This window comes from Pseudomonas sp. GP01-A4 (genome assembly GCF_058780865.1).
This window is the reverse complement of record NZ_JBYSWF010000026.1, coordinates 19,022-32,829: the sequence shown is the minus strand read 5'-3', so window position 1 is coordinate 32,829 and position 13,808 is coordinate 19,022. Positions and strand designations below refer to the sequence as shown.

Sequence of the window (13,808 nt, the reverse complement as noted above, 5' to 3'; positions counted from 1 at the left end):
CAGGAACCGCAATGACCCAAGTCGACTTCTATATATTGCCCAGCGCCGATCCTTCCGCGCGCCTGGACTTTGCCTGCAAGCTCACCGAAAAAGCCTGGCGCATGGGCCACCGTATCTACCTGCATTGCAGCGATGCCGCCCAGCGTGACGACCTCGACGCCCGCCTGTGGCGCTTCAAGGGCGAAAGCTTCGTGCCCCACGGTCCCGCCGAATCAGAACCGGAAGGCCTGGTGGTACTGGGTTTGGGCGACAGCTGCGGCGATCACACAGACCTGCTGGTCAACCTTGACCTGAAAGTACCGGCCTTCGCCAAGGGTTTCGCCCGCGTGGCGGAAGTGGTGGTGGAAGACCCGGCTATTCGTCAGGCCGCGCGGGAGAGTTTCCGTTTCTACCGCGAACAGGGCTATTCTCTGCAAGATCACCGGCTACAACGACTTTGAGCACACGATGGACACTCCAAACCCGCTAAAAGACTCTGACCACCTGCTGGACGACCTTGAGTCGATCCGCAAGCTGCTCGGTGATGATGACCTGCAACCGCCATTGCTGACCGATGCGGTCAACGGTGACGTACAAATTCCCCTGCTGTTCGATATGGTGGGTGGCAAGCCGGTTACGCCGGAACCTTTCGAAACGCCCGCGGTGCAAGCTGCGCCGGCTGCGGCTGTTGCCGTACCTGCCGCCGAAAAAGCCCCCGACGCCCTGCTGCTGCACCTGGACAACGAACTGCGCGCCGCCGCGCAACTGATCATGCAAGACGTGATCGACGATTTTGCCCCGCATATCGAAACCGAAATCAAGCGCCGGCTGGATGCGCGCATGGAACGGTTGTTGAGCCAGTACCAGAACTAGGGCTGACACATATCCCCTGTGGGAGCGGGCTTGCTCGCGAAGGGCGTGAACGATAACGCGTACATCCTGAATGAACGCGCCGCCCTCAGGTTTTTCGCGAGCAAGCTCGCTCCTACCCCTCTCCCCTATCCCCCGTTATACTTGTCGGCTTTCCTGAATTAATGCCAACTAGGGTCCCGCCGCGCATGGATAAGACCTACCAGCCGCACGCTATTGAAACTTCCTGGTACCAGACCTGGGAGTCCGAGAATTATTTCGCTCCGCAAGGCGCGGGCGATGCCTACACCATCATGATTCCGCCACCGAACGTCACTGGCAGCCTGCACATGGGCCATGGCTTCAACAATGCGATCATGGATGCCCTGATTCGTTTCCGCCGCATGCAGGGTCGCAATACCCTATGGCAACCAGGTACAGACCACGCCGGTATCGCCACCCAGATGCTGGTGGAACGCCAACTGGAAGCCACCGGCCAGAACCGTCACGACCTGGGCCGCGAGAAATTCCTCGAGAAAATCTGGGAATGGAAGGATCAGTCCGGCGGCAATATCAGCCGTCAGATCCGTCGCCTGGGCTCGTCCGTCGACTGGAGCCGCGAGCGCTTCACCATGGACGATGGCCTGTCGGAAGCCGTGAAGGAAGCCTTCGTGCGCCTGCATGAAGACGGCCTGATCTACCGCGGCAAGCGCCTGGTCAACTGGGACACCAAGCTGCACACGGCGATTTCCGACCTTGAAGTGGAAAACCACGACGAAAAAGGTTTCCTGTGGAACCTCAAGTACCCGCTGGCTGACGGCGCCAAGACCGCCGAAGGCAATGATTACCTGATCGTCGCCACCACCCGTCCGGAAACCATGCTCGGCGACGCCGCCGTCGCGGTCAACCCGAATGACGAACGCTACCAGGCGCTGATCGGCAAATTCGTCGAGCTGCCGCTGGTTGGCCGTCGCATCCCGATTATCGCGGACGACTACTGCGACCCTGAATTCGGCACCGGCTGCGTGAAAATCACGCCGGCCCACGATTTCAACGACTACGAAGTCGGCAAGCGCCACAACCTGCCGCTGCTGAACATCTTCGACAAGAACGCCGCTGTTCTGCCGGCCTGCCAGGTGTTCAACCTCGACGGCACGCTGAACGAGAGCATCGACGGCAAGATCCCGGCTGAATACGCCGGCCTCGACCGTTTCGAAGCGCGCAAGCAGATCGTTGCCGCCTTCGACGCTGCCGGCCTGCTGGTGAGCGTTGACGACCACGGCCTGAAAGTGCCGAAGGGCGACCGCTCCGGCACCATCATCGAGCCCTGGCTGACCGACCAGTGGTACGTGTCCACCAAGCCTTTGGCTGAGCCGGCGATCGCTGCCGTGGAAGACGGCCGCATCGCGTTCGTGCCGAAACAGTACGAAAACATGTACTTCTCGTGGATGCGTGACATCCAGGATTGGTGCATCAGCCGCCAGCTGTGGTGGGGCCACCGGATTCCGGCCTGGTACGACGAGTCGGGCAAGGTCTATGTGGGCCGCGACGAAGCCGAAGTCCGTGCCAAGCACAACCTTGGCGCGGACGTGGCGCTGCAACAGGACAACGACGTACTGGACACCTGGTTCAGCTCGGGCCTGTGGACGTTCTCCACCCTCGGCTGGCCGCAACAGACCGAATTCCTGAAGAAATTCCATTCCACCGACGTGCTGGTCACCGGCTTCGACATCATTTTCTTCTGGGTTGCCCGGATGATCATGCTCACCATGCACTTGGTGAAGAACGAAGACGGTACGCCGCAGGTACCGTTCAAGACCGTGTACGTGCACGGCCTGGTGCGTGATGGCCAGGGCCAGAAGATGTCCAAGTCCAAGGGCAACGTCCTGGACCCGCTGGACATCATCGACGGCATCGACCTGGAAACCCTGGTGCAGAAACGCACCTCGGGCCTGATGCAGCCGAAACTGGCGAAGAAGATCGAGAAGCAGACCCGCGACGAGTTCGCCGATGGCATCGCCAGCTACGGCACCGACGCCCTGCGCTTTACCTTCTGCTCGCTGGCGTCCACCGGTCGCGACATCAAGTTCGACATGGGCCGCGTCGAAGGCTATCGCAACTTCTGCAACAAGATCTGGAATGCCGCGCGCTACGTGCTGGATAAAGGCGAAGACTGCGGCCAGAACGGCGAGGCCATCGAGCTGTCCCTGGCGGACCGCTGGATCATCTCCCAGCTGCAGCGCACCGAAGCCGAAGTGACCCGTCAACTCGACCAGTTCCGCTTCGACCTGGCGGCGCAGGCCCTGTACGAGTTCATCTGGAACCAGTATTGCGACTGGTACCTGGAACTGTCCAAGCCCGTGCTGTGGGACGAGAACTCGCCGATCGAACGTCAGCGCGGCACCCGTCAAACCCTGGTGCGCGTACTGGAAGTGGCGTTGCGCCTGGCGCATCCGTTCATGCCCTTCATCACCGAAGAAATCTGGCAGCGCATCGCGCCGCTGGCGGGCAAAGACGGCAAGACCATCATGCTGCAACCTTGGCCGGTGGCCAACGAAGCCCGCATTGACGAGGCAGCCGAAAGCGATATCGAGTGGCTCAAGACCCTGATGATGGGTACGCGCAACATCCGCGCCGAGATGAATATCGGTCCGGGCAAGCCACTGGCCGTGTTCGTGAAGAACGCCAGCAGCGAAGACCTGCGTCGCCTCACCGAGAACGACGCGCTGCTCAAGAAGCTGGCGAAGCTGGAGTCGATCACCGTATTGGCCGCTGGCGAAGAAGCACCGCTGTCCGCCACTGCACTGGTGGGCGAGATGGAAGTGCTGGTGCCGATGGCCGGCCTGATCGACAAGGGTGCCGAACTGGCGCGCCTGGACAAGGAAATCCTGCGCCTGCAAGGCGAAGTGCAGCGGGTGGGCGGCAAGCTGTCCAACGCGGCGTTCGTCGACAAGGCTCCGGCTGAAGTGATCGAGAAAGAACGCGCCAAACTGGCTGAGGCTGAACAGGCTTTGGGCAAGCTGGCGGAGCAACACGCACGGATTTCCAGCCTGTAAGAGGCTGCCCGTGCGGAAAAAGAGACCTTCGGGTCTCTTTTTTTTGCTTGGAAAAACACCGCTATTTCTCTTTGGAAACCCGATCAATGTGGGAGCTGGCTTGCCTGCGATGGCATCGCCTCGGTCTGGCAGATACACCGAGTCACCTGCATCGCAGGCAAGCCAGCTCCCACATTTGACCGAGTTCGACCAAGGAATGTGTGACAATACCCGCCACTTTTGAAACAAACGCAGAATCGACGCAGCCCATGACCGCCCCCAGCACACCCAAAGCACCGCGCAAGAAGCCAAAATCCAATACGCCGGCCAAGCCCGTCGTTCCGCGCAAAGAGGCCACCTTGCACCCGCGTAACCGCCACCAGGGCCGTTACGACTTCCAGGCGCTGATCAAGACCACGCCCGAACTGGCGCAATTCGTGATCATCAACCCGTACGGCAAGGAAAGCATCGACTTTGCCAGCCCAGACGCGGTGCGGGTGTTCAACCGGGCGTTGCTCAAGGCGTTCTACGGCATCAATCACTGGGATATCCCGGCTGACTACCTGTGCCCACCGGTACCGGGGCGTGCCGACTACGTGCACTTCCTCGCCGACCTGCTGGCGAGCGTCAACGAAGGCGTGATCCCCCGTGGCGCGCCGGTGAAGGTGCTGGACATCGGCATGGGCGCCAACTGCGTCTATCCGTTGATTGGCTACAGCGAGTACCGCTGGAACTTCCTCGGCTCGGAAGTCGACCCGACCGCCGTGGCCGCCGCCAAGGCGATCGTGCAGTCCAACGGGCTGAACAAGGCCATCCAGCTGCGCCAGCAAACCAACCCCAAGCAGATCCTGCTGGGTTTGCTGGAGCCGGGCGAGCGGTTTGACCTGACCATGTGCAACCCGCCCTTCCACGCGTCCATGGATGAAGCGACCAAGGGCAGCGAACGTAAATGGCGCGCACTGGGCAAGGCTGATCCGAAACGCAAGTTGCCGGTGCTGAACTTCGGTGGCCAGTCGGCGGAGTTGTGGTGTGAAGGCGGTGAAGCGCGGTTCGTGACGCAACTGATCGCTGAAAGCGCGCATTTCCAGCACAAGGTGCTGTGGTTCAGCACGCTGGTGTCGAAAGCGTCGAACTTGCCGGCCATTCAGACAGCGCTGAAAAAGGCCGGTGTGCTGGAAAGCCAGGTAGTGGAGATGTCCCAGGGCCAGAAGCAGAGCCGCTTCGTCGCCTGGACGTTCCAGACCCCGAGCGAGCAACAGGTGTGGCGCCAGCGTTGGGCCCGTAAAGACTGATAAATCGCAGGCAACAAAAAACCGTGCCCGGATCGCTCCGGAGCACGGTTTTTTTTGCTGCGTCTTACTTGTTAACAGCGTCGGTCAGGCCTTTGGCCACAACCAGCTTGATAACTTTCTTGGCAGCGATTTCGATGGCAGCGCCAGTCGAAGGGTTACGGCCAGTACGGGCAGGACGCTCGGTCACTTTCAGTTTGCCAACGCCTGGCAGAGTGATTTCGCCGCCGTTTTCCAGCTGATCAGCAACGATCTGGCTCAGTTGGTCCAGCAGAGCACGCACGGTGGTTTTCGGTGCGTCTACAGCTTCAGCCAGATCAGCGATCAGTTGGTCTTTAGTAATAGCCATTGTGGTGTTCCTTCCCTATCAAATTCATTTGGATTGCAGAGTGCAGTGTCAGCCATCGAGCCCTGCCATCAAGGCCTGGCACCCAAGGGCTATAACCACGAAGATCGGGGTTATAGATACCTGAAACCGGGTTTGGTTCGACCTGACAAATGCTGAATGCACGCTTAACGCCCAGACTGCGCGTAAGACGGGGCAAAACTAGCACAGAGACGGGGAAATATCCGCCTCAACATACCCATTTGGTCAGCTTTATCGCTCTAAACCGTGAAAAAAAGGCATATGGCCCGTCGGATGGCGCTCAAAACGCCCTCCGAACAGCGCCATCCCCAGCGGGTGCGGTACACTGGCGACTTTTTCCGGGAGCCCCACCCCTCCCCTTCAACCAGCCGAGAAGCCCATGCCGATCCGTCATTGCATCGTCCACCTGATCGACAAAAAACCCGACGGCACACCCGCAGTTCTCCACGCCCGCGACTCCGAGCTTGCCGAGTCTGCCGCGATCGAGAACATGCTTGCCGACCTCAACGAGAGCTACAACGCCAAACAAGGCAAGGCCTGGGGCTTTTTCCATGCCGAGTCCGGCGCGCACCCGTTCAGCGGCTGGTTGAAGGAGTATTTCGACGGCGGCAAGGATTTCACCGCCTTCAGCCGCATTGCGGTGGAACACCTGCAGAAGCTGATGGAAGAGTCCAACCTCTCCACCGGCGGCCACGTGCTGTTTGCCCACTATCAACAGGGCATGACCGATTACCTGGCGATCGCCCTGCTGCACCACAGTGAAGGCGTGGCCGTGACCGACCAGCTGGACGTGACGCCGTCGCGCCACCTGGATCTTGGCCAACTGCACCTCGCCGCGCGCATCAACGTGTCCGAGTGGCAGAACAACAAGCAATCCAAGCAGTACATCTCGTTTATCAAGGGCAAGAACGGCAAGAAGGTCTCGGAGTACTTCCGCGACTTTATCGGCTGCCAGGAAGGCGTCGACGGCCCGGGCGAGACCCGCACCCTGCTCAAGGCCTTCAGCGACTTCGTCGAAAGCGAAGACCTGCCGGACGAATCCGCCCGCGAGAAAACCAAGACCCTGGTGGACTACGCCAGCAGCCAGGCCAAGCTCGGCGAGCCGATGGGCCTGGAAGAGCTGTCCGGGTTGATCGATGAAGATCGGCCAAAAGCCTTCTACGATCACATCCGCAACAAGGACTACGGCCTGTCGCCGGAAATCCCGGCGGATAAACGCACCCTCAACCAGTTCCGCCGTTTCACCGGGCGTGCCGAAGGCTTGTCCATCAGCTTTGAAGCGCACCTGCTGGGCGACAAGATCGAATACGACGAAGCCGCCGGCACCTTGATCATCAAGGGCCTGCCGACCCAGTTGACCGACCAGCTCAAGCGTCGCAACTGATGCTGGGCGGGGTTCTGAAGAAAGTCCTGCTGGTGTTGCTGGTGGTGGTGGTTTTCCAGAACTGGGGCAAGATCGAGCGGTTGTTCAACCCCTCCCAGGTGGTGCCGGAGCAGACACGCGCGGCAGCGCGCGTGGTGCTGTATTCCACCGAGTGGTGCGGCTACTGCAAACAGATCCGGCGCTTTCTGGATTCCAAGGGGATTCCCTACCAGGCGTTTGATATCGAGAAGGACGCCCAGGCGCGCAAGGCGTACGAGGCGTTGGGGGGCGGCGGGATTCCGTTTGTGGACGTGAACGGCACGCTGATTCGCGACTACAACCCGGAAGCGATCATGGCGGCCCTGAAGTAACTCACTCTGTAAAATACCGCAGATCAAATGTGGGAGCGGGCTTGCTCGCGAATGCGCTGGTTCAGTCAATACATCTGGCGACTGATACACCGCTTTCGCGAGCAAGCCCGCTCCCACATTGGGTTTGCGTACGCGTTAGAAATTGGCCTCCAGGGAAACCATCGCCGTACGCTCTTCACCCACGTTGTAATACGCCGAGCTGGCCGCCAGGCCATTTACCGGCGCCGAGTTGAACGACACGGTGCGCGCCGAGCTCAAGTATTCCTTATCAAACACGTTGAGCATCGAGAAGCGCAGCGCGGCCGACTTGAAGACCTTCTTGTCCACCGGCAGGTAGATACCGGCGTTGAGGTCGAACACGGTGCGCCCGGAGATTTTCTCGTTGTTGGTCAAATCACCGTAGAACGCCCCGACATACTTGCCGGCAATGTTGCCGTAGTAGCGCTTGTCGTCGTAACCAAACACCAGGTTGAGCATGTTTTCCGGCACGTTGGCCAACTGGTTGCCCTTGGTCGGCAACAACACGTTCTTGCTGACAAAGTCGTCCTGCTGCTCGGACTTGGTATAGGTGTACGACGCGTAGTAGTTGAAGTTGTACGGCAGCAGGCCGCTCCACTCCAACTCCAGGCCTTTGTTGGTCACGTCACCGACGTTGGCCATCACGTAGTCACCGTTCAAGTCGGTGGTCGACAGCTGACGGTCCTTGAAGGTGATGTAGAACAGAGTGGCGCTCAGGGCCATTTTCTCTTCGGTGTAGCGCCAGCCCAGCTCCTGGTTCCAGCTCAGCTCGGGGTTGAGGTTGAGCGAGTCACCCTTGTTGTACAGCACGTAGTTCTGCGGTGTGCGCATGTTGCGAGTGACGTTGTAGAACGCCTGGTTGCTCTCGTCGACCTGGTACTTGGCGCTGAAGTTCGGCAGGAACTGATGGTAGCGGGCGTTACGCTTTTCCGGCTTGTCGTACAGGCTACCGAGGTTGTCGCCGTCACGCTCGACGTACTGGTACGCCAACCCGCCGACAAAGCTCAGGTCTGGCGTGGCTTGCCAGCTGTCCTGCACCCACAGCTTCTGGGCCGGGGTCACGGTGTATTGATGACGCCCCTGGACAGTCTTGCCGTTCTTGTCGACCACCTGGCCGCCGCTGTTGTAATCGCCCCAGACGTCGTCCGGTGCACCTTCGCTGTTGATCCCGATATACGGCTGGGTCTGGCGCTGGCGAGCGCGCTCGTACCAGTAGCCGTAATCCAGGCTGTGCTCCTCGTTGATGTCCCATTTCATTTTGACCGTCACGCCAGGGCGCCAGGTTTCGGTCCACGAGGGGCGATAGTAGTTGGCCGACTTGAGGTTGCTCAGGTCGTAGTTGCCACTCTTGTCGGACTTCGGCCCCAGGTTGGTCGCGGTCTGGCCGCTGAAGCTGCCGCCGTTGCCCCAGTAGTAGTAAGGCGCAACCGTCAGGGCCAGGTCATCACGCAGGCGCCAGCGCTGGGTGAAGGTGGTCATGACACTTTCGAAAGGGTTGCGGTTGAGCTTGTAGGAAGACGACAGCAAGCCGTTTTTGTAGACCGGGGTTTCCGAGTAATCCAGGCGCCGCCCCTGTTGTTGGAACTGGGCCTTGCTCAGGGTGTTGTAGTTGTAGTTTTCCTGCTTGTTGTACTTCATGGTGAAGTTGCTGGAGTTGCCATTGTCGTCTTCGAACAGCGTGCTCCACTCCACCTTGTCACCGCGCACAGTGCCCTTGCCGCGCCACTTGTCGCCTTCGGTGTGAGAGGCCGAGACCCAGCTCTTGAAGCCGCCCAGGTCGCCGGTGTTGAGCCGTGCGAAGGACTTTGTCAGGTTGTTCGAGCCGATGGATTGTTTGACGAACAAGCCTGGCTCTTTGGTCGGACGGATTGTGACCATGCCGATGTTGCCGCCGCTGGAACCAATGTGTGGGCCATCCGCTTCGGAGGAGCCCTGGGTGACAAATACTTCGCCGACGTTTTCCGGGTCGCCCAATTGGTTGGCGTAAACACCGTAGCTGCCGGAGTCGTTGATCGGCACGCCGTCCATGGAAACCCCGACCTGGTCGGAGTTCATGCCGCGCATGGTGAAGCTGGTGCCGCTCATGCCGCTGGCGTCGTCGTTGGAAACGTTGATTCCCGGGGTGTACTTGAGCTTGTCGATGGCGTTGGCCGTCGGGGACATTTCGTCCATGGCTTCCTTGGTCACCGTGGACCGGGCCTTGGCACTTTCTTCCTGAATCATGTGGCCGGTGCCCAGGGTACGTTCGCCGGCGACGTGCACCGAACCGACATCCTGGGAATCGTCTGCCAGAACCAGCGGCGCAAAGCCGCCCAGGCCCGATGCTAAAAGCAGGGCATAGAGTTTGTTGTAGGTCACGAGTAGATCCCTTACATGCATCTATCTGTTGTTATGGGGGAGGTATTGGCGATCTCGGCTGGGTGAACAGCGCCGCCAATCTTCCTGACCACCTGCTCAGGAATCCGAGGATCATCCGTGCATCACGTAACGATTTGGTTACAGGTTTTGGCGATTGCGATGAAGGTTAAATGAAAGGTCCACACACACGGATGTGCCAAGGCATGGGGATTTTCAAGGGAAGGTGGTGCAAGTAATGACAGCGCCACGCCATTGCGGCGTAGCGCTCTGTATCTAGCGCAATACGATCATCCGACCGAGCAGCGAGTGTTGTTCAAACCCCAAGACCGCCTGCAACGCATTGAGCACCGCCTGGGGGTCCTTGCTCGGGAAACTGCCGCTGACACGCCGGGCGCCGAGGTCTTCGTTGAGCAGCAGAATACGCCCGGGGTAGTAGCGACCGAGGTCTTGCACCACATCGGCCAGTGGTGCCTTGTAGTAATTGAGCCAACCGTCACGCCAGGCCAGGCGCGATTCGCTGTCGACCGCGTGCAGCTCATCGGCGACACCGTCGGCATAGGCCACTTGCTGGCCGGCCGTCAGAATCTGTTGCTGAGCATACTTCGACGCCGTTACCCCAACCCGACCGGACAACACCGTCACCTGCGCACCTGCCGGTTGCAGGCGCACCTCAAACTGCGTGCCGAGCACCCGTGCTTCGCCGCTGCCGGCCTCGACCACAAAGGATTCGCCAGTGTGGGTCACACTGAAAAAACCGGCGCCACGGCGTAGCTGGATATGGCGCTCGCCATGCTTGAAATCCACTGCGATCGCACTGTCGGCGTCCAGGGTGACCTGGCTTTGATCGGCCAGGGTCACGGTCTTCACCTCACCCGGCGCGGTGACGTAATCCGCGCCGAAGTCATCGACCCAGCGTGACGGCTGCCAGCCGGCGCCCATCGAGATCATCACCAGCAGGCAGGCGGCCATGGCCAGGGCACCAGACCAGCGCCGCACGCTGGAGCGTTTCGAGGTATTCATCGCGTTCAAGTAACCCTGCAGCGCCAGGGCATCCTCATCCGCCAACGTTCTGGCCGGTACTTCACTCAATTCCCACAGCACCTGGGCCTGGGCGTAGGCTTCCACATGCGCAGGATCGGCCCGCAGCCAACGGCTGAACGTGGCCTGGTCGCCACTGCTGGGTTGGTCATGCAACAGGCTCAACCAGGCCAGTGCGGCCTGTTCCTGGTCGGGCGTCGGGGTGACGCGGGCAGTGGCGTTCACGGGGCTTTCCTTGGCGATGGTTCACGAAGGCTGGCCTTGCAGGCTTCGAGGGCACGCATCATATGTTTTTCCACGGCGCTTTGGGACAGGCCCATGGCCTTGGCGATTTCCGCGTACTTGCGGCCATGGATGCGGTTGAGCAGGAAAATCTGCCGGGTACGTTCCGGCAGGCTGCGCAAGGCTGCTTCAACGTGACGCAGATCATTGCCCGCCTCCAGCGCGGCCTGGGGTTCGCAGCCCTGGTTATCCTGTTGTTCCGGCAGCCAGCCTTCGCTGCTGCGCACCCGGGCGCCTTCGCTGCGCAGGTGGTCGATGGCGATATTGCCGGCGCAGCGCAGCAGGTAGGTGCTGAGCTCCTCGACCTGCACCAGCGGCCGGCGCCAGAAGCGCAGGAACAAATCCTGCACCAGGTCCGCCGCCGTCGCACGGCAGCCCACGCGGCGGCTGACCAGCGCTTCCATCTGCGAGCGCTGGGACAGGAACACCTGCAGGAAATGCGCCCGTCCGCCCGCCGCGTCTGCGTGCTGCTCTGGATGTTCGGGGGGCGTGGTGATCATCAACGATGGACTCAAAGGGTCGCGAAGGCCGCAACCGGACTGGCCAGCAGGCCGAGGCCCGCCAGGATCAAGGCCAGCCTTGGCCGATACGGCAACAGCAACACCAGCAACAACCCGCTGAGCATCAAGACCGCGCACCACTCCACCAACCCCTGGCTCCACCCGGTCGCGAGCACCGCCGGCCAGATCGAGACAATCAACAGCAGCCAGCCGCCCACGCGCAAACCCAGGCGCCGACGAGGCGAAGGTTTACTGTGCAGCAGTTCGCCATGGTGCCGGTCCATGGACAGGCACAACGCGGTAAACCCTGCGTAACACAGCAATAGCGCCAGGAGCATTCAGTTCACCTCGCCCTTGAGGGTCAATGGCCGGGCACGTTCGGCCTTGGGCTGAGGGACGCGGCGGTGCTGCATTTTCCAGGCAGCCCAGGCGAGGAACACACCGCTGCCCAGGCACGTCAGGTCAAAACCGGCCATGGCCCAGTCGCCGTTGGCCAGAGACACACCCAAATGCTGGGTCGTGGTCAGCGCGTTGAGCACCGGCACGCCGATAAACAGCAGCGCGCCCACACTCAATTGCTCAACCCAGCCGCGGCGCCCCTGGCGAACAATCGCGTGCAGGACGCTCAAGCCCCAGGCAATAAAGAAGGCTTGTACTTCCCAGTCCGAGCGCCCGGCAAAGCTGGCTGGTAACAGGCGGTTGGCCCAGAAGAATGCAGCGATGGCGATCATCAAGCCGGACATGCTGGCGATGTTCAGCACTTCCACCAGCCGCAGCTCAAAGGGCATCACACCGGTTTTGGTGTGCTTGAGCTGACGCTTGCCCAGCCACATCACCAGCCCGGTGCCGATCATTGCCGTGCCCGCGAGGCCGCAGATGAAATACAGCCAGCGCAATACCGGGCCGGCGAAATGGCCCATGTGCAAACCGTAGAAGCTGCCACCAATCGCCGCCGGCAGCGACTGCTCGCCGCTCACCCGCAACAGTTCGCCGGTAGTGCCGTTGAATGAGACGGTGCTGCCAAAGTCATGCACCACTCGATCCGACCCGGCGCGGAACACATTGACCGAGGCGTTTACATCGCTTGGATTATTCACCACCAGCCGTCCGACATGCCCGCCGGCCCATTGCCCGCGCGCCTGCTCGTACATCGGGCCCAGTGGCAGCAATTGCCCCGGCTGGCCGAGGGCCGGCGCATTATCGGTGGCCGGAAACACATCGTTGAAGAACGCACGGGTGTCGTTGCCGTAGGAAGCGAGGATGCTCGCCGGCATCACCATGCTCATGAAAATCACCAGGCTGCTGTAGGTGATCATCAAGTGGAACGGCAACACCAGCACGCCCACGGCGTTGTGCCCGTCGAGCCAGGAACGCTGGCCCTTGCGCGGGCGGAAGGTGAAGAAGTCCTTGAAGATTTTCTTGTGGGTGATGATCCCGGTGATCAGCGCCACGAACATCACCATCGCGGCGATGGTCGACAGCCAGCGGCCCCACGGATAGGGCATTTGCAGCTGGAAGTGGAAACGATAGAAGAATTCGCCGCCCATGCTTTCCCGGGCGTGGACCGGCTGGCCGCTGACGGGATCGAGGAGTTTCTCGACGAAATTGCCGCGTTTGCCCGGGTCGACCTTGTCTTGCCACATCACCGACAGGCCCGGCTCACGGCTGCTTGGCAAGGTGATAAACCAGCGCGCGGCATTGGGCGCCTGGTGTTGCAGATAGGTTTGGGCGGCGGCCAGGCTACGGGCGTCATCGACGGGATGCGCCTGCACTTCGGGCTGCATCCAGTGGGTAATTTCGTCCTTGAAATACGACAGGGTGCCCGTCAGGAAAATCGCAAACAGCAGCCAGCCAAAGATCAGCCCGGCCCAGGTGTGCAACCAGGCCATGGCCTGGCGGAAGCCCTCTTTCATGTGCGCGCCATCCAGTACGCCAACCCGGCGAACGTGGCCATTATCGCGCTGGGCAGCAACACGCCAAACCAGGCGCGCCAGGCCGTGCGGCAGGCGAAGCACCAGATGACCGCCAACAGGTAGAACACAAACGAACTCAGCATGCCGCTGATCACCGCATCGGCGCGGCTGGTGGGCAGCCACAGCGTCATGCACACGCTGGCCAGCGAGGCCAGCAGGTAACCGCCGACCACAGCCGCCAGCACCCGCGACGTCACGGCAAGACGGTAGGAAACGGGAAGTGAGGTTTTGCGTTTCATGCACAAGGCGCCAGGTTGGTCAGTGCGCAATATTAATGATAAAGGTTCTCATAAGCAAAAGAGAACGCATCACTGGCAATTGCCGAACCCGCCTGCGCGCCCTACAATGCGAACAATTCTTGTTCTCTAAAGCATGCCCATGCTGCC

Annotated in this window: 13 protein-coding genes; 6 read left to right on the top strand and 7 right to left on the bottom strand. The window is 60.7% G+C overall.

Going from position 1 to position 13,808, the window contains the following annotated elements; genetic code table 11:
• Window positions 1-11 precede the first annotated feature (11 nt).
• From AC3WKX_RS16550 to rlmF, 4 genes are all read left to right on the top strand, one after another.
• Window positions 12-440 (top strand): DNA polymerase III subunit chi, encoded by a 429-nt coding sequence (locus tag AC3WKX_RS16550; RefSeq protein WP_102605183.1) that lies wholly within the window; start codon window positions 12-14, stop codon window positions 438-440.
• A gap of 7 nt (window positions 441-447) precedes the next feature.
• Window positions 448-852: a DNA polymerase III subunit chi gene (locus AC3WKX_RS16545; protein WP_102605182.1), complete on the top strand. Its 405-nt coding sequence runs from the start codon at window positions 448-450 to the stop codon at window positions 850-852.
• A 185-nt stretch (window positions 853-1,037) separates the two neighbouring features.
• Entirely contained in the window at window positions 1,038-3,884 is a 2,847-nt protein-coding gene (locus AC3WKX_RS16540; protein WP_087695167.1) for a valine--tRNA ligase, read from the top strand.
• A gap of 248 nt (window positions 3,885-4,132) precedes the next feature.
• Window positions 4,133-5,155: a 23S rRNA (adenine(1618)-N(6))-methyltransferase RlmF gene (gene rlmF, locus AC3WKX_RS16535; protein ID WP_087695168.1), complete on the top strand. Its 1,023-nt coding sequence runs from the start codon at window positions 4,133-4,135 to the stop codon at window positions 5,153-5,155.
• Between the two features lie 64 nt (window positions 5,156-5,219).
• Here the strand turns inward: rlmF and AC3WKX_RS16530 are convergent, their stop codons facing one another.
• Entirely contained in the window at window positions 5,220-5,501 is a 282-nt protein-coding gene (locus AC3WKX_RS16530) for an HU family DNA-binding protein (RefSeq protein WP_003212743.1), read from the bottom strand.
• A gap of 397 nt (window positions 5,502-5,898) precedes the next feature.
• Between AC3WKX_RS16530 and yejK the strand changes: the two genes are divergently transcribed.
• Together yejK and AC3WKX_RS16520 are read left to right on the top strand one after the other, a co-directional pair.
• A complete protein-coding gene (yejK, locus tag AC3WKX_RS16525; RefSeq protein WP_003212745.1) occupies window positions 5,899-6,903 on the top strand; it encodes a nucleoid-associated protein YejK in 1,005 nt (334 codons plus the stop codon).
• Entirely contained in the window at window positions 6,903-7,253 is a 351-nt protein-coding gene (locus tag AC3WKX_RS16520) for a glutaredoxin family protein (RefSeq protein WP_003212747.1), read from the top strand. The genes yejK and AC3WKX_RS16520 overlap by 1 nt, the downstream gene beginning before the upstream one ends.
• Window positions 7,254-7,388: 135 nt before the next feature.
• On the opposite strand, the gene AC3WKX_RS16515 is transcribed toward AC3WKX_RS16520, so the two are convergent.
• The 6 genes from AC3WKX_RS16515 to AC3WKX_RS16490 all read right to left on the bottom strand — a co-directional run bounded on the left by AC3WKX_RS16515 (window position 7,389) and on the right by AC3WKX_RS16490 (window position 13,661).
• A complete protein-coding gene (locus tag AC3WKX_RS16515) occupies window positions 7,389-9,629 on the bottom strand; it encodes a TonB-dependent receptor (protein WP_102605181.1) in 2,241 nt (746 codons plus the stop codon).
• Window positions 9,630-9,902: 273 nt separating this feature from the next.
• The gene (locus tag AC3WKX_RS16510) at window positions 9,903-10,892 is read right to left on the bottom strand and encodes a FecR family protein (RefSeq protein WP_102605180.1); all 990 of its coding nucleotides are present in this window, start codon (window positions 10,890-10,892) and stop codon (window positions 9,903-9,905) included.
• Window positions 10,889-11,449 (bottom strand): RNA polymerase sigma factor, encoded by a 561-nt coding sequence (locus AC3WKX_RS16505; RefSeq protein WP_003212753.1) that lies wholly within the window; start codon window positions 11,447-11,449, stop codon window positions 10,889-10,891. The genes AC3WKX_RS16510 and AC3WKX_RS16505 overlap by 4 nt, the downstream gene beginning before the upstream one ends.
• An 11-nt stretch (window positions 11,450-11,460) precedes the next feature.
• Window positions 11,461-11,787, bottom strand: coding sequence for a DUF3325 domain-containing protein (locus AC3WKX_RS16500; RefSeq protein ID WP_003212755.1), 327 nt, complete (start codon window positions 11,785-11,787; stop codon window positions 11,461-11,463).
• A complete protein-coding gene (locus AC3WKX_RS16495) occupies window positions 11,788-13,362 on the bottom strand; it encodes a PepSY-associated TM helix domain-containing protein (protein WP_102605179.1) in 1,575 nt (524 codons plus the stop codon).
• Window positions 13,359-13,661: a DUF3649 domain-containing protein gene (locus tag AC3WKX_RS16490; protein ID WP_003212759.1), complete on the bottom strand. Its 303-nt coding sequence runs from the start codon at window positions 13,659-13,661 to the stop codon at window positions 13,359-13,361. Before AC3WKX_RS16490 ends, AC3WKX_RS16495 begins: the two co-directional genes overlap by 4 nt.
• Window positions 13,662-13,808 lie beyond the last annotated feature (147 nt).